Raw genomic sequence first — 20,056 nt, forward strand, 5'->3', positions numbered from 1 at the left:
AGCGATCGGTTAGCGGTAGCCCTCGTCGTAGCCCTCGCGGAGCGAGAGGAGCGTCCGACGGACCAGCAGGTAGCCGAAGAAGACGAGCAGCAACATCAGCCCCGCCAGCGCGAGGAACACCGGGTCCCCGAGGAGTCCGGAGAGCTGAAGCGTGACGGCGGAATCCGACATGGGACGAGGGTCGGACGGATCGCACAAAGCCGTTTCGCCACGTCTGACAGAGTCAAATGAGCCTTTGAGCCTACGATGTTTATATCATGTCGTCGGACGTACCGGTAGTTGCGTGGTCCCCCGACCCCGCTTCGGCCCTCCACTCCGACGCTTCGGCCCTCCACTCCGACGCTTCGGCCCTCCACTCCGACGCTTCGGCCCTCCACTCCGACGCTTCGGCCCTCCACTCCGACGCTTCGGCCCTCCACTCCGACGCTTCGGCCCTCCACTCGTGTTTCCCGACGACGGTCAGTCCCGCAGCGGCACCCGGATCCGTTCGATCACGTCGCCGTCGGGCGTCCGGACGACGCCGACGAGTCCCGACGCCGGACGGTCGACGTCCCGAACCACCGCCGGGAGGTCGTCGTCGACGCCCCAGAGTTCGGCGTGGCCGGGGCGGTTCCCGCGGGGGTCGGCGTGGCTCCCCGGGTTGAGGAGGGTCGGCCCGCCGTCGTCGGCGTCGACGACCGTCGGCCGGTGGGTGTGTCCCGAGACGACGAGTGCGGCGCCGCGCTCCCGCCCGAACAGCGAGAGCCCGGTCGCGCCGCCGCGTTCGGTGTGGGTGACTGCGACCGGAACGCCGGCATAGGTCGTCGAGGCGGCCGCCGGCAGTCGTGCGCTGACGGCCTCGACGTCGGCGTTGCCGTGGACGGCGACCAACCGGTCGGCGGCCGCGCGGAATGCGTCGAGGACGGCCGGCGTCGTGAAGTCGCCGGCGTGGATCACGAGGTCGGCGGCGTCGACGGCCTCGCGCGTCCGCCCGGTCAGGTGGGGGTCGTCGGCGCCGTGAGTGTCGGAACAGACGACGAGCATGGCCCGAGGGAGGGGCCGCGCCGACAACACGGTTGCGGTCGGAAGGTTGAATCGGGGGCCGGCCGAGTGAATCGATATGGCCGGCAGCAAGTCCGTGGTCCTCGCCGCGCTCGTCGCGAACGGCGCCATCGCGGTGCTGAAGTTCGGCGCCTTCCTGCTCACCGGGAGCCCGTCGATGCTCTCGGAGACGTACCACTCCATCTCCGATACGGGCAACCAGGTGTTCCTCCTGATCGGCATCCGGTACAGCGCCAAGCAACCGAGCCGCGGCCACCCCTTCGGGTACGGGAAGGCGCAGTTCTTCTACAGTTTTCTGGTGTCGGTCCTGCTGTTCGGCATCGCGGGCTGGGAGAGCCTGAAACACGGCTACGACGCCATCCGACACGGCCACCAAGCCACGCCGGGGACGGTGACCATGGCGGGCGCTACCTTCGATACCGTCTACGTGAGCGTCGCCGTCCTCCTCGGCGCCATCGCCTTCGAGACCTACGCGTTCGTGAAGGCGAACGCCGAACTCCGGCGGCAGATGGAGGAGTACGGCTGGACGAACCTGGTCGAGGCGTTCCGGTCGACGAGCGACGTGACGACGCTCACCGCGTTCACCGAGGACGCCATCGCCCTCGGCGGCGCCGCCCTCGCGCTCGTGGGGATCGTCCTCTCGCGGGTGACGGGCAACCACATCTACGACGCCGTCTCCGCGGCGCTCATCGGCCTCCTCCTGATGGGCTTCGCGCTCGCGTTGGCGTGGGAGAACAAGCGCCTCCTGCTCGGCGAGAGCGTACCGGCGGACCTCGGCGACGACTTCGAGTCGCTCATCCGGGAGCATCCGGGCGTGACCCACGTCGACCGGTTCCGGACGATGTTCGTCGGGCCGGCCGAGATCCTGGTCACCGCCGACGTGAGCTTCGGGGACGGCCTCGACACGACGGCCCTCGACGAAGACATCGGCCGCATCGAGGAGAAACTCCGGGAGCGCGACGACCGGGTGGAGTTCGTCTACGTCGAACCCGAGCTGTAGGGGGTCTAGTCCGCCGACTCGACGACGGCCGCGATCCGATCGAGCGCCAGCGAGACGTCCGTCCGGTCGACGTCGAGGTGGGTGCAGAACCGGACGGTCGTTCCGCCGAAGGGGACCGCACCCACGTCGCGGGCCGCACAGGCGTCGACGAACGCCGCGGCGTCGAGGCCGGTCCCCGCGACGTCGGCGACGACGATGTTGGTGTCGGGCGTCGGCGCCGACACGCCGTCGAGGGCGTCGAGGCCGGCGGCGAGGCGTTCGGCGTTTTCGTGATCCATCGCGAGGCGGTCGCGGTTCGCGAGCGCCTCCAGGCCGGGCGCGGCGACGATGCCGGCCTGGCGCATCCCGCCGCCGTGGCGTTTCCGCTCCCGGCGGGCCGCCGCGACGAACGCCTCGCTGCCCGCGAGCATCGACCCGACCGGCGCGCCGAGTCCCTTCGAGAGACAGAAGAGGACGGAGTCGACGGGGGCGACCATCTCCGCCGGGTCGGTATCGAGGGCGACGCAGGCGTTGAACAGGCGGGCGCCGTCGAGGTGGACCGGCACGTCGTGGTCGTGGGCCGCCGCGGCGGTCTCGCGGACGCGCTCGACGGGGACGGCCACGCCGCCGCGGGCGTTGTGCGTGTTCTCCAGCCAACAGAGGTCGGTCCCCGGGCGGTGGAGGTCCCGCTCGTGGCAGTGGGCGTGGATCTGCTCGGGTGGGGGGACGGCCCGGTCGCCGGCGTCGACGGTGCGGGTCTGGAGGCCGGCGTTCGTCGCGAGGCCGCCGAGTTCCCAGCGGACGACGTGAGCCTCGCTATCGACGAGGACCTCGCTCCCGTGGTCGGCGTGGACCGAGGCCGCGACCTGGTTTCCCATCGTCCCCGTCGGGACGAACAGGGCGGCCGCACAGCCCACGACGTCGGCCGCCCGCCGCTCGAGTTCGTTCACCGTCGGATCGTCGCGGTAGACGTCGTCGCCGACCGCGGCGTCGCGGGCCGCGTCGCGCATCGCGTCGGAGGGTGCCGTCACCGTGTCGGAACGCAGGTCGATCATGACCCGAGTCCGGGGGCCGGCGTGAAAAGCGTGCGGTCGGCGGGGCAGCCAAGCAGCCGACGGCCGAGCAGGGACGCGTACCCCGCGGCCCCGAACAGCGCGAGGAGGTCGCCGCCGACGGCCGGACGACCGCACGACGTCACTCGGACCGGGGCGCCAGGACGATCAGGGCGACGCTCGGCTCGACGGCCCGGGGTGAGATCTCCTGCTCGCCCTCGAAGCGGGCGATCTCGCCCGCCGTCAGGTCGTGTGTCCGGTCGCCGAGTTGCAACTCGACTTCCCCCTCGACGAGGTAGAGGACGATGTCGCGCCCGGGGTGAGAGTGGGCTGGAACCGACTCGTCCGCATCGAGGGAGAGTCTGACCGTCTTCGGCTCCCGGTCGGGGAAGACGTTCGCGTGGGGCTGTCCGTCCAGTTCGTCGAGGGTATGCATCGTGGTCATTGTGAGTGGGTTGATCGCCGTCGTTCGTCGACTGGCGGTTCGCGTGCGGTGGCCGACGGGACGGCCGCCGGTCCGGAATCGGTGTCGGTCGTCGTCACGCCGACTCACCCCGACAGACGTCACAGCCGATCGACCAGACGGCGATGATCGCGACGACTGCCGGGACGTGGGCGAGCACCAGCAACGGGAGGACGAGCCGACCGAGCCCGAGGCTCTGCCCCAGCGTACGAACGCCGGACCCGAAGACCGGAAGGGAGAGGAGCGCCGAGAACGTCACCGCGGCCCTGATCGTGATCGACCGCTCGTCCAAGGCGTGCCGGAGGTGGCGGAGGTGGCTCCGGATCACGGCGCTACCACCCCGATCGGGGGGCCGAGACGCCCGGTCGCCCGCTCCGATCCGCTCGTTTTAGGCTGGCCTAAAATCATGCGGATGCGACTGCGCGGGGCTGTCGGAAAAGCGTTGGCGCGAACATGTTCTAGTCAGGCCACGCACCTCCCGGCGTCGCCGTCGGCCGCCGGACAGCGCCCGAGACAGGCCGAATCGACGAGTCCCCGGAGGCGAGCGATGCCGTCCTGCGGGAGCGCCACCCCGATGTCGAAGGCCGTCTCGTCGTCGAGGGACGTCTCCAGCATCGAGTCGAAGAAGCCGACGACGAGGTACCGGCGGACGTACGGGAGCGCCTCGCCGCCCACGACGTCCGCGGGTTCGAGGCGGGCCGGACGTTCACCGGCGACGTGGGCGACGCGGGGCGCCACCACTTCTCGACGTGCGGACCCGCGGCGACCACCAGTCCTCCGTCGTCGAGTGAGGGCGCGACGGGAACGTCGTTCGGCACGACCCTTTCGCGGGCGGCGGCGGGAGGTCCGGTCGATGACGGACAGTTACGACGACCTGCCGCTGGTCTACGCCTGTTCGGGCTGTTCGAGCGCCGCACGGATGGCGAACGACCTCGCGGTGCGACTCGACCACGAGCGGCTGGCGGAGATGTCCTGTATCGCGGGCGTCGGGGGCGACGTGGAGCCGCTGGTGGCCACCGCGACGGCGGACCGGCCGACCTCGTCGTCGACGGCTGTCCGCTCGAATGCGCCCGGAAGAGCCTGGAACGACACGACGTGACGCCGGATCGCCACGTGAACCTCGCCGAGCGAGGGGTCCCCAACGAGTATCACACCGACTACGACGGCGAGCGGGCGGCGGCGCTGTTCGACGACCCGACCGAGACGGTGGCGGAACTGGAAGCGACCGCCTGAGCGGCCCTACTCCTTCGGGAGCCGCGCGACGAACTCGTTCTGGCCGACGCGGTCGACCGTATACCCCTCGGCGTCGAAGGAGTCCACTTCGGCGTTCATCTGGTGGTACAGCGGCGTGGGTGCGTGGTCGTTGACCAGCGTCAGCGCCTCGCCGCTCTCCAGTTCCTCGAACGCATCGAAGATCTTCGGATGGCGTTTCGGCGGCGGAATCTCGCGGAGGTCGAGTCGTCGTTCGGTCATCGCAGTGTAGCCGTGGGCGGGACGCCGTGTGACCCTTACCGCGAAGGCCTTCGGGTCGGGCCGGTGGCGGCCCGGGACGTCACCCGGCGGCTCACCCCGCCCGACCGCCCTCGACCGTCCGGCGGACGCTCCGGAGCGACTTCCCGAGGAAGTAGCCCACGAGTGCCCCGAGCAGGCCGGTTTCCGGGCTGCCGAGGGCGAGGCCGGCGACGCCACAGAGCGCGCCGAGGGCGAGTCCCGGGCGGGCGGCGAGCGACGACGGCGGGAGCACGACGCCACCTCCGTTCCGGAGGGCGGAGAGCGTTCGGGCGAACCGGTTCGCGTCCCTAGACGAGCGAGAAGATCAGGAACGGGAGGACGAAAAGCAGGACGAACAGGGCGAGGAGACCGAGGCCGTAGCTGACGGCCGTGGCGGCGCCGGCGGTCCACGCGGGGTGATCGAACCGATCGAGGGAAACCATGGCGGCGATACGACCACCCGACCCATAGTAGTGACGTCGACCAAGTGGGTGCGACGGCCCATCGTCGCCGGTTCGTAGCAACATTTATTCCGGGATTCGAGAACGTCTCTAGTCATGGCCGTCCAAGGCACCGTAACCAGACCGACGTTCTGGGGCATCGGACACGTCGGCGAACTCGTCTTCTACCTGCTCTCGGCCGTCGCGATCCTGACGTTCGCGTACGGCGTCTACCGGCGAATCGAGCGATACACCACCGGGCAGGCGGACCGGATCGACCGGCTCGACGACCTGCCGCGCCGGGTCGTCGACGCGGCGCGGGTGGTCCTCTCGAACCGGACGCTCCTCGACCGCGACGTCGTCGGCGGGCTCATGCACGCGTTCATCATGTGGGGATTTCTCACACTGCTGATCGGGACGACCATCCTCGCGGTCGACATGGATATCTGGACCAAGCTGTTGGGCCAGCCCTCCTTTTTCGTCGGCGACTTCTACCTCTCGTACTCGCTGGTGATGGACGCGATGGGGCTGCTGTTCGTCGTCGGTCTCGGGGTCGCGCTCTACCGGCGGTACGCCGCCCGGAAGTGGCGGCTGTGGGGGAAACACACGGGGCTGGAGGACGACCTCTTCGTCTGGGCGCTCTTCCTCCTCGGCGTCGGCGGCTACCTGACCGAGGGGGTTCGCATCCTCGGCACCGGCTTCCCGTCGTTCGAGACGGTGAGTTTCGTCGGCTGGTTCGTCGCCGAGGTGCTGGCCGCCGCGGGGATGAGCGCGGCGACGGCCGAGGCGGTCTACCCGGCGGTCTGGTGGTCACACTCGCTGCTCGCGCTGGCGTTCGTCGCCGCCCTCCCCTACGGCAAGCCGTTCCACATGCTCTCGTCGTACGCCAACGTCGTGACCCGCGACGAGAAGGCGGGCGCGCGCCTCCCCGGGATCCCCGCCGACCTCGACGCCGACACCGGCGCCGAGGCCGTCGAGGACTTCACCTGGAAGGAGCTGCTCGATCAGGACGCCTGCACCAAGTGTGGCCGCTGTTCGTCGGTCTGTCCGGCCGAATCCTCGGGCCGCCCGCTCGACCCGCGGGACGTGATCCTCGACCTGAAGGCGTACCGCGAGCAGGTGGAGGCGGGCGAGAGCGAGGAAGTCGACATCGTCGCCGACGGCGGGACGAGCGTCATCGCCGCCGAGACGATGGAGTCCTGCATGGCGTGTATGGCCTGTATGGACGCCTGTCCGGTCGAAATCGAACACCTCACCTCCTTTACGCGCATGAACCGCCAGCTCACGGACCAGGGCGACGTCGACTCGAACGTCCAGGACGTGTTCGACAACGTCATGCGGAAGGGCAACACCTTCGGCGAACGCCCCGAGGAGCGCGCCGACTGGACCGACGACCTCGACTTCGAGGTCGCGGACGCCCGCGAGACGGACGTCGAGTACCTCTGGTACGTCGGCGACTACCCGAGCTACGACGAGCGGAACAAGCGGGTGGCCCGCTCGCTCGCTCGGCTCCTCGAACGCGCCGACGTCGACTACGGCATCCTCTTCGAGGACGAGAAGTACGACGGCAACGACGTCCGCCGCCTCGGCGAGGAGTTCCTCTACGTCGACCTCGCCGGCCACCACGTCGAGCAGTTCGAGGCGGTCGACCCCGAGGCCATCGTCTGTACCGACCCGCACTCGTACAACACGTTCGCAAACGAGTATCCGGAAGTCGAATACGAGGAGTTCGCGGACGACCCGCTGATGGAGTTCGACTACGACGGCGAGTGGAACGCCGACGGCGCGGTCGACGTCCTACACTGGACCCAGGCGGTGGAGGAACTGGTCGCCGAGGGCGCCCTCGGCCTCGCGGGCGACGAACTCGACTACACGGTCACCTACCACGACCCGTGTCACCTCGGCCGGTACAACGACGAGTACGAGGCGCCGCGGGAACTCATCCGGGCGACGGGGGCGACCCTCGCGGAGATGCCCCGGAACCGCGAGGACGCCTTCTGCTGTGGGGGCGGCGGCGGCGGCCTCTGGATGGACCACGACGAGGAGACCAAGCCGAGCGAGGAGCGGATGCGCGAGGCACTCGAAGATACGGACGCGGGCGACGCCGTCGAGAAGTTCGTCGTCGCCTGTCCGATGTGCATGACGATGTACGAGGACGGACGTAAGACCGGCGGCTACGAGGACGACATCGAAATCGTCGACGTCGCGGAACTGCTCGTCGAGGCGGTCGAAGGCGCCGACTAGCGAGCCTCGGCGTTCCCCATCGCCCGGTCGCGCGCGTCGTCGGCCCGGACCTCGATCTCCGCGGTTCGCTCCTCGATCACCGCGACGAACGAGGGGTCCGCGATCCGATCGAGGTTGTGTCGGGCGGTGCGAAGCGACGCGTGGAGCGCCGCGTCCACCAGCAGGACGCCAGTGACGGCGTCGGCGACGGCGGTGGGGCTCCCCCGTTCCGTCACGTCGACCGCCAGTTCGAGGACGGTCAGACACGCCTCGGCCGTCGTGATCGGGACGCCGGTGGCCCGCTTGAGGCCCGCTTCGTCCGGGCCGTCGGCCGCGGCGAACAGGCCGTCGACGACGGCCGCGTCCGCCGCGGCGAGGTCGCTGAGGTGGTCGCGCTCGGTCCGGAGGTCGTCGCGCACGTCGGCCAGCGTCCCCCCCGTCGTATCGGCGGAGTGGACACAGACCATCTCGCACAGCGCCGTGCCGAGGGCGCCGGCGACGGCGGCGCCGGTCCCGCCGGCGGGCGCCACGCGGGCGGACGCGACGTCGTCGAGGAACCGGTCGAGCGCTCGCGTGTCGAGTGTCACCGTATCCGTCGGGTTCGCGTCGCCGGCACGTAAGCGGTTCGCGTGGGCGCTGTGCGAAGGCGGGCGACGTCCGTGGTTCGCGAGCGAACCGGTCGGCCGCGGCCTCTACCACGGGCGGACTCCGAAAGGCTTTGCCGCCCGCGACGGAACGGCCGTGCATGGACCCGCGCATTCGCACGCACGCAGAGATCATCGTCGACCACTCGACGCGGATCGAGGCCGGCGACGACGTGGTCGTCAGCATGCCGGCGGTCGCCGAGGACCTCGCGGTCGCGCTCCACGAGGTGCTCGGCGACCGGGGGGCGAACCCGGTGTACCTGAACAACTCCGAGCGGGCGAGCCGGGCGTACCTCCGCGCGAGCGACGACGAGGGCTTCGAGACGCCCGCCCACCAGCTCGCGCTCTACGAGGAGACGGACGCGGCCATCATCGCTCGCGGGGGGCCGAACGCCTCCGAGCAGAGCGACGTGACCCCCGAGACCAACGCCGCCTACCGCCGGGCGATGCGGCCCGTCCTCGACGAGCGGCTGGGGACGCGCTGGTGTCTCACGCAGTTTCCCTCCTCCGGGCACGCCCAGCTCGCGGGCATGAGCACCGAGGCGTACGAGAACTTCGTCTGGGACGCCGTCACGCTGGACTGGGACGAACAGCGCGAACACCAAGCGCGGATGGTCGACATCCTCGACGGCGCCGACGAGGTGCGGATCCGGAGCGGCGAGGGGACGGACGTCCGGATGTCGGTCGCGGGCAACCCCACGCTCAACGACTACGGCGAGCACAACCTCCCCGGCGGCGAGGTGTTCACCGCGCCGGTCAAGGAGTCCGTCGAGGGCGAAGTCCACTTCGACATGCCCCTCTACCGGAAGGGCAAGGAGATCGAAGGGGCGCGAATCCGGTTCGAGGACGGGAAGGTCGTCGGCCACAGCGCCGAGCGCAACGAGGCGGTGCTCACGGGGATTCTGAACACCGACGAGGGGGCGCGCTACCTCGGCGAACTCGGCATCGGGATGAACCGCTCCATCGACCGGTTTACCTACAACATGCTGTTCGACGAGAAGATGGGCGACACCGTCCACATGGCGGTGGGGAACGCCTACGCGGACACCGTCGGCGAGGAAAACGAACGCAACGAGAGCGCCGAACACGTCGACATGATCGTCGACATGTCCGAGGACTCGACCATCGAGGTCGACGGCGAGGTCGTCCAGCGGAACGGAACTTTCGTCTTCGAAGAGGGCTTCGAGTAGCGGGTCGGCCCGACGTGGCCGCGTCCGCGGACGGTCCCCCGACGTAGCTTTTTGTCGGCGACGGACGTCGCGGGTCGTATGTCACGCACGGGGGAGAAAAACCGGTGGCTCATCGCCGCCTCGGCGATGCTGATCCACCTGTCCATCGGCTCGGTGTACGCCTACAGCGTCTACCAGCGGCCGCTCCAGGAGACCCAGGGGTGGACGGTCGGTGACGTGACGCTCGGTTTCACCGTCGCCATCTTCACCCTCGGGCTGTCGACGGCGCTGTTGGGTCGGTACGTGGAGCGGTACGGCCCGCGGATCTCGGGGCTCGCCGCGGCCGTCGCCTTCGCCGGCGGGACGATGCTCGCCGGCGTCGCCGTCCGGGTCGGGAGCCACGTCGGGTTCGTGATGACCTACGGCGTCGTCGCGGGCGTGGGACTCGGCCTGGGCTACATCAGCCCCATCTCGACGCTCGTGAAGTGGTTCCCGGACCGGCGGGGTCTGGCGACGGGCCTCGCCGTCATGGGGTTCGGCGCCGGCGCGCTGGTGACCGGGCCGCTCGCGAACCACCTGATCGAGGCGACGGACATCCCGACGACGCTGTTCGTCCTCGGGGCGGGATACTTCGTCGCGATGGCGGCGGGCGCGTGGTATCTGGAGAAGCCGCCGGAGGGGTGGATGCCGGCGGGGATCGACCCCGACGCGGTCGTCGAGGCCGACAGTCACGGCGTGATCGTCGCCGCCGACCTCGAACAGCGAACCGCGAGCGAGGCGATCCGGACGCCGCAGTTCTCCCTCGTCTGGCTGATCGTCTTCATCAACGTCTCGGCGGGGATCATGCTCCTGTCGGTGGCATCGAACATGACCCAGTCGATCACGGGCGCGAGCGCGGCCGTCGCGGCCACCGTCGTCGGGCTGCTCGGCCTGTTCAACGGGCTCGGCCGCATCGGGTGGTCCAGCCTCTCGGATTACATCGGCCGGACGACCACCTACGGCACCTTCTTCGTCGTCCAGATCCTCGCCTTTCTGGCGTTGCCGAACGTCACGACCGTCCCGCTGTTCGCGGCCGTGCTGTTCCTGATCGTCACCTGTTACGGCGGCGGGTTCGCCTGCCTCCCGGCGTATCTCGCGGACCTGTTCGGTACGAAGGAACTCGGGGCGATCCACGGCTACACCCTCACGGCGTGGTCGATGGCCGGGGTCGCCGGCCCGACGCTGGTGGCACGGATCGTCGAACTGACCGGCTCGTACGACCTCGCGTTCTACGTCGTGGCCGGGATGCTCGGCGTCGGCCTCGTGTGCGTGGGACTGCTCCGCTGGCGGGTGAGCGTCGTCCGCGAGGCCCAACTCGTGGGGACGCCACACGGGACGGAGCGGTAGGCGCCGGGAGTCGTTCCACCTCAGAACGCGGTCCGGAAGAACACGGTCGTCCCGACGCCGAGGAGGAGCGCCGCGAGGACCGAGCCGGTCCGCCGGGCGGCGATCACCGTGACGCCGGCCGCGAGCCACGTCGGCGGCCCGGCGGTGACGACGGCGGGCGCGAGGATGGCGACGACGACGGCTCCCGGGAGGGCGTCGAGGGCGGCCGCGGCGCGGTCGGAGAGGTCGACGCGGCCGAGCAGCCAGAGACCGCCGGCCTTGGTCAGGTAGGTGACGACGGCCATGGCGAGGACGACCCCGACGGTGAGCGGAGCGAACGGCTCACCCGTCACGCCGGATCACCACCGTCAGCGCGCCGGCGAGTGCCCCACAGGGGACGTACCACCGGCCGGGGAGCGCCGCCTCGGTCAAGACGGCGACGGCGGCGGCGACCGCCCAGGGAGCGACCGTCGACCGGCCCTCCCAGAGTTCGGTCGCGATGACGAGGAAGACGGCCGTCAGCGCGAAATCGAGGCCGTAGCGGGCGGGGTCGCCGACGAGGCTCCCGGCCGTCGCACCGACGACGGTGGCGACCACCCAGAACGACCAGACTGCGAGGCCGGAGCCGAGCAGGAAGGCGCCCTGCCGGCTCCCGGATCGGAGTTCGCCCATCGTCAGCGCCCAGTTCTCGTCGGCGGTGAAGAACACGCTCGCGTAGGCGTGCCGGGGCGCGAGGTGACGGAACCACGGTCGGAGCGCGGCGCCCATCAGCAGGTACCGGAGGTTGACGACGAGCGTCGTGCCGACGACGGCCACGACGGGGACGGGATCCGCCCAGAGTTCGACCGCGACCAACTGCGCGGCGCCGGCGAGCACCGTCGCGCTCATGAGCGTCGCCTCGGCCACGCTGAGGCCAGCCTCGCGCGCCAGCACCCCGAAGACGACGCCGTAGCCCGCGACGCCGAGCGCCACGGGGACACACCGGAGGTAGCCGTCGCGAACGCCCGTCGGTCCGAACCGCACCTCGTCGACACCACCGCCATCGGGATCGGGATCGCTCGACATCGTGGACCGATCCTGCGGGCGCGGGAGCGTAAACTCTCGGAGAAGCGTGTTTCTCCCGGCGTGCGGACAGGTCAGTCAGGCGCTCCGTCGTGGAGACGGGCGTCCGTCAGGACCGTGCGGACGGCGGCGCGACCGGCGGGGGTCGGGGCGTAGCCGTCGTCACCGTCGGCGACGAACCGCCCGCGGAGCTGGCGGAGGTGGTAGTTGAACTGTCCCTTGTCCGCGACGGACGTCGCGGCACGGAGCGACGAGTAGGCGAGGGGACCGTCCGCTCGGACGAGCGCGAGGAGGATTTCGAGGCGGTGCGGATGGGAGAGGACCGACAGCGTCTCGGCGGCGGGGTCGACGGCCGCCGTCGACGGCGGCGCCCCGGGGGCCGGCGCGTCGCTCCACGTCCAAGTGGGGATCGCCATACGAGCGCGTCACGGAAGCGACCGGCAAAACGGTTCCGGTGCGGCGGGCCGCCCGCGGTCGGTCCGTCTACTCCTCGTCGAGGTCGAGTTCGAACTGCTTGTTCTCGACGGCGGCGTTGAGAACGACGCTGGTGTTCGACTCGCGGATGTTGGCGTCGGTCAGCAGGGTCTTGATCTGGTCGTTCATGCCGTCGGTGTCGGGGAACTTGCCGATGGCGATGACGTCGTAGTCGCCGGTGACCTCGTAGACGCTGGTCATCTGCTTCTGGTTGCGGAGCGTCTCGGTGACGTCGGGGAGCGCGCTCCCCTCGACTTTCAACTGGAGGATGGCCGTCACGTCGTAGCCGATCGCGTCGTAGTTGACGCGCGGGGTGTAGCCCTCGATGACCCCCTCGTCCTCCAGGTCGCGGAGGTGGTTGGAAACGGTCGTGACCGAGACGTCGAGCTCCTCGGCGAGGCTCCGGAGACTGGCGCGTCCGTCGCCCAAGAGTGCGTTGATGAGCTTGGCGTCGAGATTTTCGTACGTCATGGCAGTTACGCACGTCCCGGGGGGTATAGAAGTTTACGAATATCCAATTCCGATCGAAGCGAAGATGAATTTGCAGACAACAAAAAGGGCTTAATACTAGGAGTATAGATTACAGCTGTCCAGAACATGACGGACGAAACTGCGGCGGCTGACGGCGGTTTGACGGCGGAAGAACAGGACGTCATCGACGAGATCGACGAGGAGAACGTCGACTTCCTCCGGCTCCAGTTCACCGACATCCTCGGAACGGTGAAGAACGTCTCGGTCCCGGCGAGCCAGGCGGAGAAGGCGTTCACGGAGGGCATCTACTTCGACGGATCCTCCATCGACGGCTTCGTCCGCATCCAGGAGTCGGACATGCGGCTCGACCCCGACCCGTCGACGTTCGCGATCCTCCCGTGGCGCGACGACGAGGAGGGCGCGACCGCCCGCCTCATCTGTGACGTGATCGATACGTCGACCGGGGAGCCGTTCTCGGGCGACCCGCGTGGCGTCCTCAAAAGCGCCATCGAGCGGGCGAACGAGATGGGCTACGAGGTCAACATGGCGCCCGAGCCCGAGTTCTTCCTGTTCGAGGAGGACGAGGACGGCCGCGCGACGACCGTCACCAACGACGCCGGTGGGTACTTCGACCTCGCGCCGAAGGACCTCGCCGGCGACGTCCGGCGGGACATCATCTACGGGCTGGAGAGCATGGGCTTCGACATCGAGGCCTCGCACCACGAGGTCGCCCAGGGTCAACACGAGATCAACTTCACGTACGACGACGCGCTGTCGACCGCCGACAACGTCGCCACCTTCCGTGCGGTCGTCCGCGCCATCGCGGCCGAGCACGACCTCCACGCGACGTTCATGCCCAAGCCCATCGCACGGATCAACGGCTCGGGGATGCACACCCACATGTCGCTGTTCACGACGGACGGCGAGAACGCCTTCCACGACGGCGACGACGAGTTCAACCTGAGCGACACGGCCAAGAGCTACCTCGCCGGCATCCTCGAGCACGCCCCGGCCATCACGGCCATCGCCGACCCGACGGTCAACTCCTACAAGCGGCTGGTTCCGGGGTACGAAGCGCCCGTCTACGTCGCCTGGTCCGACCGCAACCGCTCGGCGCTCATCCGCAAGCCCGCGGCGCGCGTGCCCGCGGCCTCCCGGATCGAGCTCCGGTCGCCGGACCCGTCCTGTAACCCCTACCTCGCCTTCGCGGCCATGATCCACGCCGGCCTCGACGGCATCGAGCGCGACCTCGACTGCCCGGAGCCGGTTCGGGAGAACATCTACGAGTTCGACGAGGAGAAACGCGAGGAGTACGGCATCACGACCCTGCCCTCGAACCTCGGCGAGGCCGTCGCCGCCCTCGAGGAGGACGAAGTCATCCAGAACGCCCTCGGCGACCACGTCTCCGAGAAGTTCGTCGAGGCCAAATCCCAGGAGTTCGGCGAGTACATCGTCGAGGTCTCCGACTGGGAGATCGACCGCTACCTCGAGAAGTTCTGATAGCGATTATTGTAAGCCAATGCCGACGTGTTGCCGAACGGGGCGGCAACACGCCGGTAAACGGTTACAATAATCGCTATGACCGCGACCGCCCGCGACCTTTTTCGACGCGTCGACCGCCGAGCCGCGGCTCGCGCGTTCGTCGACGATCAGCGGAGGGCAATCAGTCCCGGAAGCGCGAGCAACAGCGCCACGACGCCGCCGGCGATGCCCGCCGTGGCGGGGAGCGAGACGCCGCCCTCGAGGACGAGGGCGACGACGGCGGCGACGGCGGGCAGGACGGCGAGCGAGGCGACGAGGCGCCGCGTGGAGTCGGGCGCGGCGACGACCCGGTCGGCGGCGAGATGCCAGCCGATGAGTCCGCCCCCGGCGGCGGCGACGGCGACCACGGTGTCCTTGACGACGGCGACGGCGACGGCGACGACGCCGACGCCGACGGCGACGCCGAAGACGCGGCGGGTGTCGGCGACGGTCACCCGCTCGGGGACGACGCCGGGCCCGAGGCGGAGGGTCGCGGCGAGGAAGGCGAGGCCGGCGGCGACGCCGGCGACGACGTCGACGAGGTAGTGGACGCCGATGACGACCCGGGAGAGCGCGACCAGGGCGACGAGCGTGCCGGCGGCCGCCACGAGCGTGCGCGAGCGCCGCCGGGCCGGGAGCAGGGCGACCAGGGCGCCGTAGACGACGGTCGCCCCGAGGGCGTGGCCGCTCGGGAAGCCGTAGCCGTCGACCCCCGCACCGGGCGGGCGGGGGAGCGCGAAGGCGTGTTTGAGCGCGAGCGTGAGCGTGAAGGCGCCGAGCGCGAGGCCGAGGGCGGCGGCCATCCGGGGGGCGTCGACGTCGAGTCGGTTCGCCAGCAGGTAGGCACCGACGACGAGGACGAACAGCGTCAGCGGATCGCCGAGACGGGTCACGAGGCCGGCGAGCGCGACGACGGCCTCGGGCAGCGTCTCGACGACGGCCGTCTCGCCCACACCCCGGTCGGCGACGCGGGCGGGGAGCGACATATCTCGTGGCTGTGGGTGGAGCGTCATATATTCCCGCCTTCCGGTGTCACCCCTCAGCGCCGGAACCGACGCACGGCGTCGAGCGCGCGGCCGGGCGTGTTCAGCAGGGAGAGCCCGGCGCCCACGAGGACGAACAGCGCGTAGAGGCCGAGCGTCGAGAGGAAGATGACGATCATCGCGACCAGCGCGATCAGGTCGGAGAGGAGGTAGAAGGCGCCGAGGGTCATGATCGTCCCGTAGAGGAGGACGAGGTAGGGGCCCCAGCCGCGGGCGTGCCCGCGGCGCATCCGGCGACGGACGTACGCCTTCAGGTCGTCCTCCAGTTCCGGCCGGTCGACCGTCCGATCCTCGACGTCGGCCTCGAAGGCGTCCAGGTCGGCACGGACCGCCTCGACCCGTTCGGCGAGGTCCTCGATGTCCGGTGCCGGGGAGGGCTCCGCGTCGCGTCGCGTGTCGTCTCCGGTCATTGCCGTCGTCACGTCGTCTCGGCCCCGCGGATGTTGTACCTGCCGGTTCGGGGCGGTCGTTCGTCCCGCGAGGACGGCGTTGAGCGTCGCGCCGACGAGCAACACCATCCCCGCGAGGTAGAACCACGTCACGAGCAGGAGGACGGCACCGAGAACGCCGTAGACCGCGAACCGACCGCTCGTCGTCGCGATGGCGGCGTAGAGCGCGAAGGCGGTCCCGAGGAGCGCCCAGCCGAGCGCCCCGAGGAGGGCACCGGGCACGGCCTCGCGGGGTGAGAGATCGACCGCGGGCGTCACGTAGTACACCGGGAAGAGGGCGGCGAGGAGAACGGCGAAAAAGAGCAGGGGAGCCCCGACGGACGCCACGGGCAGGCGGAGGACGGCGACGGCGCCGATGAGGGCGATCCCGCCGAAGGCGCCGACGCCGACGGCGACGAGGGACGTCACGCCGGCACGGACGCTCCCGAGGAAGCCACGGGGGGTCGTGCCGTAGATCCGGGCGAAGGCGGTGTCGACGCCGCGAAAGAGCTTGAGCGAACTCCAGAGGAGGAGGGCGACACCGACGAGGGTGACTCCGCCCTGGCCGGTCGTGTTCGCCAGCGCGTCGCCGACGAGCCCCCGGCCGACGGGGAGGAGATACCGGCCGGCGAGGTCGACGACGGCCGTCCGAAGCGACGGGCCGCCGACCGTCGTCGCGACGAGGGTCGCAAGCACGAGCAGGGGGAGCACGGAGACGAAGGCGTAGTAGGCGATGCTGGCGGCCAGCGTGGAGACGTCCCGGTCACGAACCTCGCCGGCGACGGCGCGCGCGACGGCGAGCGACCGAGCGAGTCGAGCGGACACGCCGCCCGATTCGGGCGGCGAGGGCAAAAGACCGTGGTCGCGCCGGCTCGCGGCGGCACCGCCGTCCGCCACCGGCGCCGTCAGCGCCCGTCCAGCCACGTCGCGACGAGCAGGAGCGTGAGCAGGCTAAAGGCGAGCAGGGAGAGGTTCGGGATGGTGAGGCCGACCACGGGCGCCCGCCACTGCACGGCCGCACACGGCCCGGCGAGGGTACACCGTGCCGTCGTCGCCTGCAGGACGGAGTGGTACGCCGCGAGACCGAGGCCGGGGAGCGCGAGCGGCAGCGCGGTCCGGTAGACGTCCGGCCGCCGGTCGAGGGCCGCGACCCCGAGGACGACGACGAGCGGGTACATGAGGATCCGCTGGTACCAGCACAGCGTGCAGGGAACCAGCCCGAGGCCGAGGCTGAACCAGAGGCTACCGGCCGTCGCCACTGCCGCGATGGCCGTCCCGAGGGCCAGTCGGCGCCGCGTGTCGGCGGGAGCCACGGGCGGTCAGGGCGCCACGCCGACCGTCAGGAGCGTCCCCCACTCCCGGTAGCGGTCGACCATGTCCTCGCGACGGTCCCAGTCGTCGGTCGGGAACGCCGCCGCCGACGGGATCTCGATCTCCCGGTCGGGGATCGTGTCCTGCTCGGCCACGTGGAGGCCCGCCGCGCGGAACGCCTCGCGGTACCGCTCGCGGTCCCAGAGTTGCATCTCGACGTCGACCTGCTCCTGCCACCGGTGGGTGTGTTCGCTCTCCTCGAAGAAGTTCACGGCACAGAAGAAGGTGCCGCCGGGACGGAGAACCCGTCGGATCTCAGCGAGGGTCGTCGCCGGATCGGTGGCGTAGTAGAACGCCTCCATGGACCAGACGTGATCGACGGTGCCGTCCCGGAAGGGGAGATGTTGGAAGTCGCCGGCGAGGAAACCGAGTGTCGGATCGTCGGTGTACGATCGGGCGTTGCGGACCATCGCCGTCGAGGCGTCGAGACCGACGCCGGACCCGATATCGCGCGTCTCGCGGAGCGCCCGGAGGGCGTAGCCCGATCCGGTGCCGAGGTCGAGGACCGTCTCGCCCGCCTCGACGGGCATCCGCGCGAGCGCCTCCTTGGCGGTGTGCCAGTGGCGCTCCTCCATTCCCCTGTCTTTCCCCTCGGCCGCCCACGCGTCGAACTCCGCCTGTACGCTCATCACCGGATCACGAGGGGAGCGAGCCACAAACCTCTGCTGGAACGCGCGGCGATCACAGCAGCCCCTTCACGGTGTTGATGACCGTCCACGTCGCCTGCTTGACTGGGTTGCCGTCCTCGCCGTCGATGACGACGCCGCGGCGGTCCGCTCCCCGTCCCGCCGGACGGTCCGTTCCGCACGGCGTCGACGTCGTTGCCGGCGAGCCGGTCGAACACGTGCCGCTCGGGGGCGTCGTCGGCCCGCTCCCGTCGGTCGTGTTCCACCGGGGGCTGCTGGGCGGGGCGCTGCTGGCGACGGTCCTCTTCTGGCAGGCCGTGTTTCGGGATCCCCCCGTTTCCCCGTCGGATCGTCGGACTGCGGCGATAGCCGTCGTCCGGCACGGCGGCCCGTTGCTGGGTCTCGCCGCCGTGCGGTGACGCCGGTCGCCCGATTCCCACACGGCGAGAAGTGTCATCTATTTATTAATATTGGAGGGTCGAAGCGTCACCCGAGCCATGCCCGTAGCTGATCTCGCACGCGACGACGTCGTGACGGCCGACGCCGAGGCGTCGGTGGACGAACTCGCATCGACGCTGAAGGAACGGAACGTCGGGAGCGTCGTCGTCACGCGGGACGACGAGTCGGTCGGGATCGTCACCGACCGCGACCTGACGGTCCGGGTGCTCGCGGCGGGGATCGACCCGACCGACACGACCGCTGCGGACGTGATGACCGAGGATCCGTGTACGATCGACCGGCGGGCGGGGTTCTACCGGGCGACGGAGCTGATGAGCGAACACGGCGTCCGGCGACTCCCCGTCCACGACGAGGACGGCGACCTGGTGGGGATCCTCACGGCGGACGACCTGACCGAGTTGCTGGCCGACGAGATGGACGGGGTCGCGGAGATCATCCGCGCACAGCGTCCGCCGTACTGATACCGTCCCCGTGTCGCGGGGTTCGCCACCCGGGAGTGGCGGCCGTCGGTGTCGACTGACGGGCCCACGGGGCGGAACCGCCGTCAGTCCGCGGTCGCGACCCGGATCGCCTCGACGTCGGCGTCGGTCTTGAACGTCGTCCCGCCGTAGTGGGCGCGGGAGGCATCGTGGCCGGCCGCCCGGAGGTCGGCCAGGAACTCGTCCATCGCGTTCGCCGAGCGCCCCCACTGCTTGCAGAGGCGGTGCTGGTCGTAGTGGGTCGGCTCGTCGAGTTCGGCCGCGACGGTCTCCAGCATGCGGCTGGCACGGTCGGCCTCGCCCATGTCGTCGGTCAGCGCGTCGCGGACGGCGGCGACGAATTCGGGGTCGCGGATCGCGCCGAGCCAGAGCGGCCCCGCGGTGACGACCCGGCCGCTCCCGCAGGTCGGACACGTCTCAGGTGGGTGGGCGATCAACCCCCACTCCGCGTCGCGGGCGAGGCAGTCCTCGCAGTGGTGGACGTAGCCGAGTTCGTCGATGCACTCGTCGGCGCGGGTGGCCCGCCCGTCGAGTTCGAGGTAGGTCCGGGCGTAGTGTCGGGAGACGTGCGAGCAGACCGGACGGGCGGCGGTGTCGTAGCGGGCGGCGGTCCGCACCATCGCCGAGAGCAGGACCCGAAGCCCCATCTCGGGATGGTAGTCCGTGTTGCGGGGGACCGCGCCGTACGAGCGGACGCCGCTCTCGAAGTGGGCGCCACAGAGCGGCGCGGTGTCGGTGGCGGTGACACAGACCAGGTCACGCGCGCCGACGAACGCGGCGTCCGCGAAGGGGACGGGCGTGCCGAAGGGGTCGAGATCGATCACGTCGAACGTCGACTCGTGCATGAGGGCGTTGGCGTTTCGCTCCACCACCGCGACGTCGTCCGCGAGGCCGGCGCGGGCGGCGTTCTCGCGGGCGAGGGCGACGGCGTCGGCGTCGGTGTCGGCGGCGGTCACGGCCCAGCCCTCGCTCGCGGCACGGAGCGCGCGGACGCCGCTGGCGGTCGTGGCGTCGAGATAGGAGTCGGCGCGGGGTTCGCGGTCCCGGTAGGCCCGGAGGACGGCCACGGTCACGTCGCGGTTCAGTTCCTGCGTCGGGTTGTAGAAGACGCCGTCGCCGCGGCCCTCGCTCGCCCCGTCGCGGGCGTCGGGCACCTCGAACTCCACCTGCCCCTCGGTGACGCGCATGGTTGGCGTGGGCGGGGCGGGCCGAAAAGCGCCGCGGTTCGATCGGAGTGGTGTCCGACGCCAGTCCG

General features: G+C 70.3%; 28 protein-coding genes. 9 read left to right on the forward strand and 19 right to left on the reverse strand.

All coding sequences use genetic code 11. The features are described 5' to 3' along the window. Positions 1–9: 9 nt before the first annotated feature. Together NO364_RS14625 and NO364_RS14630 are read right to left on the reverse strand one after the other, a co-directional pair. Positions 10–171 carry a DUF7859 family protein gene (locus NO364_RS14625; protein ID WP_199243631.1) on the reverse strand — a complete coding sequence of 54 codons (162 nt, stop codon included), beginning with the start codon at positions 169–171 and terminating at the stop codon, positions 10–12. A 288-nt stretch (positions 172–459) separates the two neighbouring features. Beyond that, positions 460–1,023, reverse strand: a complete 564-nt coding sequence (locus NO364_RS14630) for a metallophosphoesterase (RefSeq protein WP_157690178.1) — start codon at positions 1,021–1,023, stop codon at positions 460–462. Between the two features lie 76 nt (positions 1,024–1,099). Here NO364_RS14630 and NO364_RS14635 point away from each other — a divergent pair, with 76 nt between their 5' ends. Beyond that, complete coding sequence (locus NO364_RS14635; protein ID WP_157690177.1) at positions 1,100–2,041, forward strand: cation diffusion facilitator family transporter; 942 nt, start codon at positions 1,100–1,102, stop codon at positions 2,039–2,041. A gap of 5 nt (positions 2,042–2,046) precedes the next feature. Here NO364_RS14635 and NO364_RS14640 read toward each other — a convergent pair whose 3' ends face one another. The 4 genes from NO364_RS14640 to NO364_RS14655 form a co-directional block, all read right to left on the reverse strand. After that, positions 2,047–3,075: a threonine aldolase family protein gene (locus NO364_RS14640; RefSeq protein ID WP_257627902.1), complete on the reverse strand. Its 1,029-nt coding sequence runs from the start codon at positions 3,073–3,075 to the stop codon at positions 2,047–2,049. 139 nt (positions 3,076–3,214) lie between these two features. Next, entirely contained in the window at positions 3,215–3,517 is a 303-nt protein-coding gene (locus tag NO364_RS14645; RefSeq protein ID WP_257627903.1) for a cupin domain-containing protein, read from the reverse strand. A 94-nt stretch (positions 3,518–3,611) separates the two neighbouring features. Continuing rightward, complete coding sequence (locus tag NO364_RS14650) at positions 3,612–3,863, reverse strand: hypothetical protein (protein WP_257627904.1); 252 nt, start codon at positions 3,861–3,863, stop codon at positions 3,612–3,614. Between the two features lie 134 nt (positions 3,864–3,997). Beyond that, the gene (locus tag NO364_RS14655; RefSeq protein WP_257627905.1) at positions 3,998–4,273 is read right to left on the reverse strand and encodes a hypothetical protein; all 276 of its coding nucleotides are present in this window, start codon (positions 4,271–4,273) and stop codon (positions 3,998–4,000) included. A 115-nt stretch (positions 4,274–4,388) separates the two neighbouring features. Between NO364_RS14655 and NO364_RS14660 the strand changes: the two genes are divergently transcribed. Both NO364_RS14660 and NO364_RS18145 read left to right on the forward strand, forming a co-directional pair. Beyond that, positions 4,389–4,634 (forward strand): putative zinc-binding protein, encoded by a 246-nt coding sequence (locus NO364_RS14660; RefSeq protein ID WP_269846462.1) that lies wholly within the window; start codon positions 4,389–4,391, stop codon positions 4,632–4,634. Next, entirely contained in the window at positions 4,631–4,768 is a 138-nt protein-coding gene (locus NO364_RS18145; protein ID WP_269846461.1) for a hypothetical protein, read from the forward strand. Before NO364_RS14660 ends, NO364_RS18145 begins: the two co-directional genes overlap by 4 nt. A 6-nt stretch (positions 4,769–4,774) precedes the next feature. On the opposite strand, the gene NO364_RS14665 is transcribed toward NO364_RS18145, so the two are convergent. From NO364_RS14665 to NO364_RS14675, 3 genes are all read right to left on the reverse strand, one after another. Next, on the reverse strand, positions 4,775–5,008 hold the full coding sequence (locus NO364_RS14665) for a DUF2249 domain-containing protein (RefSeq protein WP_157690170.1): 234 nt from the start codon (positions 5,006–5,008) through the stop codon (positions 4,775–4,777). Between the two features lie 91 nt (positions 5,009–5,099). Continuing rightward, positions 5,100–5,279, reverse strand: coding sequence for a hypothetical protein (locus tag NO364_RS14670; RefSeq protein WP_157690169.1), 180 nt, complete (start codon positions 5,277–5,279; stop codon positions 5,100–5,102). A 55-nt stretch (positions 5,280–5,334) separates the two neighbouring features. Then, entirely contained in the window at positions 5,335–5,469 is a 135-nt protein-coding gene (locus NO364_RS14675; protein WP_257627906.1) for a hypothetical protein, read from the reverse strand. A 114-nt stretch (positions 5,470–5,583) separates the two neighbouring features. Here NO364_RS14675 and NO364_RS14680 point away from each other — a divergent pair, with 114 nt between their 5' ends. After that, positions 5,584–7,710, forward strand: a complete 2,127-nt coding sequence (locus tag NO364_RS14680) for a 4Fe-4S dicluster domain-containing protein (protein WP_157690168.1) — start codon at positions 5,584–5,586, stop codon at positions 7,708–7,710. On the opposite strand, the gene NO364_RS14685 is transcribed toward NO364_RS14680, so the two are convergent. Then, positions 7,707–8,276 (reverse strand): cyclodeaminase/cyclohydrolase family protein, encoded by a 570-nt coding sequence (locus NO364_RS14685; protein WP_257627907.1) that lies wholly within the window; start codon positions 8,274–8,276, stop codon positions 7,707–7,709. The genes NO364_RS14680 and NO364_RS14685 overlap by 4 nt on opposite strands. A gap of 158 nt (positions 8,277–8,434) precedes the next feature. On the opposite strand from NO364_RS14685, the gene NO364_RS14690 reads away from it, so the two are divergent. Both NO364_RS14690 and NO364_RS14695 read left to right on the forward strand, forming a co-directional pair. Further along, positions 8,435–9,523, forward strand: coding sequence for an aminopeptidase (locus NO364_RS14690; protein WP_157690166.1), 1,089 nt, complete (start codon positions 8,435–8,437; stop codon positions 9,521–9,523). Positions 9,524–9,601: 78 nt separating this feature from the next. Further along, the gene (locus NO364_RS14695; protein WP_257627908.1) at positions 9,602–10,888 is read left to right on the forward strand and encodes an L-lactate MFS transporter; all 1,287 of its coding nucleotides are present in this window, start codon (positions 9,602–9,604) and stop codon (positions 10,886–10,888) included. Between the two features lie 20 nt (positions 10,889–10,908). Here NO364_RS14695 and NO364_RS14700 read toward each other — a convergent pair whose 3' ends face one another. From NO364_RS14700 to lrp, 4 genes are all read right to left on the reverse strand, one after another. Further along, on the reverse strand, positions 10,909–11,220 hold the full coding sequence (locus tag NO364_RS14700) for an AzlD family protein (protein ID WP_257627909.1): 312 nt from the start codon (positions 11,218–11,220) through the stop codon (positions 10,909–10,911). Beyond that, positions 11,210–11,932 carry an AzlC family ABC transporter permease gene (locus tag NO364_RS14705; protein WP_257627910.1) on the reverse strand — a complete coding sequence of 241 codons (723 nt, stop codon included), beginning with the start codon at positions 11,930–11,932 and terminating at the stop codon, positions 11,210–11,212. Before NO364_RS14705 ends, NO364_RS14700 begins: the two co-directional genes overlap by 11 nt. Positions 11,933–12,003: 71 nt before the next feature. Beyond that, a complete protein-coding gene (locus tag NO364_RS14710; RefSeq protein ID WP_157690163.1) occupies positions 12,004–12,345 on the reverse strand; it encodes a winged helix-turn-helix domain-containing protein in 342 nt (113 codons plus the stop codon). Between the two features lie 67 nt (positions 12,346–12,412). Next, a complete protein-coding gene (gene lrp / locus NO364_RS14715; protein WP_157690162.1) occupies positions 12,413–12,874 on the reverse strand; it encodes an HTH-type transcriptional regulator Lrp in 462 nt (153 codons plus the stop codon). A 126-nt stretch (positions 12,875–13,000) separates the two neighbouring features. On the opposite strand from lrp, the gene glnA reads away from it, so the two are divergent. Beyond that, positions 13,001–14,374 carry a type I glutamate--ammonia ligase gene (gene glnA / locus NO364_RS14720; RefSeq protein ID WP_157690161.1) on the forward strand — a complete coding sequence of 458 codons (1,374 nt, stop codon included), beginning with the start codon at positions 13,001–13,003 and terminating at the stop codon, positions 14,372–14,374. A 149-nt stretch (positions 14,375–14,523) separates the two neighbouring features. Here the strand turns inward: glnA and NO364_RS14725 are convergent, their stop codons facing one another. The 4 genes from NO364_RS14725 to NO364_RS14740 form a co-directional block, all read right to left on the reverse strand. After that, the gene (locus tag NO364_RS14725) at positions 14,524–15,381 is read right to left on the reverse strand and encodes a phosphatase PAP2 family protein (protein ID WP_257627911.1); all 858 of its coding nucleotides are present in this window, start codon (positions 15,379–15,381) and stop codon (positions 14,524–14,526) included. Positions 15,382–15,434: 53 nt separating this feature from the next. Continuing rightward, entirely contained in the window at positions 15,435–16,691 is a 1,257-nt protein-coding gene (locus NO364_RS14730) for a YihY/virulence factor BrkB family protein (RefSeq protein WP_257629123.1), read from the reverse strand. A gap of 80 nt (positions 16,692–16,771) precedes the next feature. Next, positions 16,772–17,179, reverse strand: coding sequence for a disulfide bond formation protein B (locus NO364_RS14735; RefSeq protein WP_157690158.1), 408 nt, complete (start codon positions 17,177–17,179; stop codon positions 16,772–16,774). A gap of 6 nt (positions 17,180–17,185) precedes the next feature. After that, entirely contained in the window at positions 17,186–17,866 is a 681-nt protein-coding gene (locus tag NO364_RS14740) for a class I SAM-dependent methyltransferase (RefSeq protein WP_257627912.1), read from the reverse strand. A 77-nt stretch (positions 17,867–17,943) separates the two neighbouring features. Here NO364_RS14740 and NO364_RS14745 point away from each other — a divergent pair, with 77 nt between their 5' ends. Beyond that, entirely contained in the window at positions 17,944–18,282 is a 339-nt protein-coding gene (locus NO364_RS14745) for a hypothetical protein (protein ID WP_257627913.1), read from the forward strand. A 78-nt stretch (positions 18,283–18,360) separates the two neighbouring features. Then, entirely contained in the window at positions 18,361–18,783 is a 423-nt protein-coding gene (locus tag NO364_RS14750) for a CBS domain-containing protein (protein ID WP_257627914.1), read from the forward strand. Between the two features lie 83 nt (positions 18,784–18,866). Here NO364_RS14750 and NO364_RS14755 read toward each other — a convergent pair whose 3' ends face one another. Further along, positions 18,867–19,988, reverse strand: coding sequence for a tRNA (guanine(26)-N(2))-dimethyltransferase (locus tag NO364_RS14755; protein ID WP_157690154.1), 1,122 nt, complete (start codon positions 19,986–19,988; stop codon positions 18,867–18,869). Between the last annotated feature and the right edge of the window lie 68 nt (positions 19,989–20,056).

The sequence above is a fragment of the Haloplanus salinarum genome, from assembly GCF_024498175.1.
Taxonomy (GTDB): domain Archaea; phylum Halobacteriota; class Halobacteria; order Halobacteriales; family Haloferacaceae; genus Haloplanus; species Haloplanus salinarum.

Coding starts and splice junctions, on each gene's coding strand:
- NO364_RS14625 (WP_199243631.1), bottom strand. CDS start 171: ATGTCGGATTCCGCCGTCACGCTTCAGCTCTCCGGACTCCTCGGGGAC.
- NO364_RS14630 (WP_157690178.1), bottom strand. CDS start 1,023: ATGCTCGTCGTCTGTTCCGACACTCACGGCGCCGACGACCCCCACCTG.
- NO364_RS14635 (WP_157690177.1), top strand. CDS start 1,100: ATGGCCGGCAGCAAGTCCGTGGTCCTCGCCGCGCTCGTCGCGAACGGC.
- NO364_RS14640 (WP_257627902.1), bottom strand. CDS start 3,075: ATGATCGACCTGCGTTCCGACACGGTGACGGCACCCTCCGACGCGATG.
- NO364_RS14645 (WP_257627903.1), bottom strand. CDS start 3,517: ATGACCACGATGCATACCCTCGACGAACTGGACGGACAGCCCCACGCG.
- NO364_RS14660 (WP_269846462.1), top strand. CDS start 4,389: ATGACGGACAGTTACGACGACCTGCCGCTGGTCTACGCCTGTTCGGGC.
- NO364_RS14665 (WP_157690170.1), bottom strand. CDS start 5,008: ATGACCGAACGACGACTCGACCTCCGCGAGATTCCGCCGCCGAAACGC.
- NO364_RS14675 (WP_257627906.1), bottom strand. CDS start 5,469: ATGGTTTCCCTCGATCGGTTCGATCACCCCGCGTGGACCGCCGGCGCC.
- NO364_RS14680 (WP_157690168.1), top strand. CDS start 5,584: ATGGCCGTCCAAGGCACCGTAACCAGACCGACGTTCTGGGGCATCGGA.
- NO364_RS14690 (WP_157690166.1), top strand. CDS start 8,435: ATGGACCCGCGCATTCGCACGCACGCAGAGATCATCGTCGACCACTCG.
- NO364_RS14695 (WP_257627908.1), top strand. CDS start 9,602: ATGTCACGCACGGGGGAGAAAAACCGGTGGCTCATCGCCGCCTCGGCG.
- NO364_RS14705 (WP_257627910.1), bottom strand. CDS start 11,932: ATGTCGAGCGATCCCGATCCCGATGGCGGTGGTGTCGACGAGGTGCGG.
- NO364_RS14710 (WP_157690163.1), bottom strand. CDS start 12,345: ATGGCGATCCCCACTTGGACGTGGAGCGACGCGCCGGCCCCCGGGGCG.
- lrp (WP_157690162.1), bottom strand. CDS start 12,874: ATGACGTACGAAAATCTCGACGCCAAGCTCATCAACGCACTCTTGGGC.
- glnA (WP_157690161.1), top strand. CDS start 13,001: ATGACGGACGAAACTGCGGCGGCTGACGGCGGTTTGACGGCGGAAGAA.
- NO364_RS14725 (WP_257627911.1), bottom strand. CDS start 15,381: ATGTCGCTCCCCGCCCGCGTCGCCGACCGGGGTGTGGGCGAGACGGCC.
- NO364_RS14740 (WP_257627912.1), bottom strand. CDS start 17,866: ATGAGCGTACAGGCGGAGTTCGACGCGTGGGCGGCCGAGGGGAAAGAC.
- NO364_RS14745 (WP_257627913.1), top strand. CDS start 17,944: ATGACCGTCCACGTCGCCTGCTTGACTGGGTTGCCGTCCTCGCCGTCG.
- NO364_RS14750 (WP_257627914.1), top strand. CDS start 18,361: ATGCCCGTAGCTGATCTCGCACGCGACGACGTCGTGACGGCCGACGCC.
- NO364_RS14755 (WP_157690154.1), bottom strand. CDS start 19,988: ATGCGCGTCACCGAGGGGCAGGTGGAGTTCGAGGTGCCCGACGCCCGC.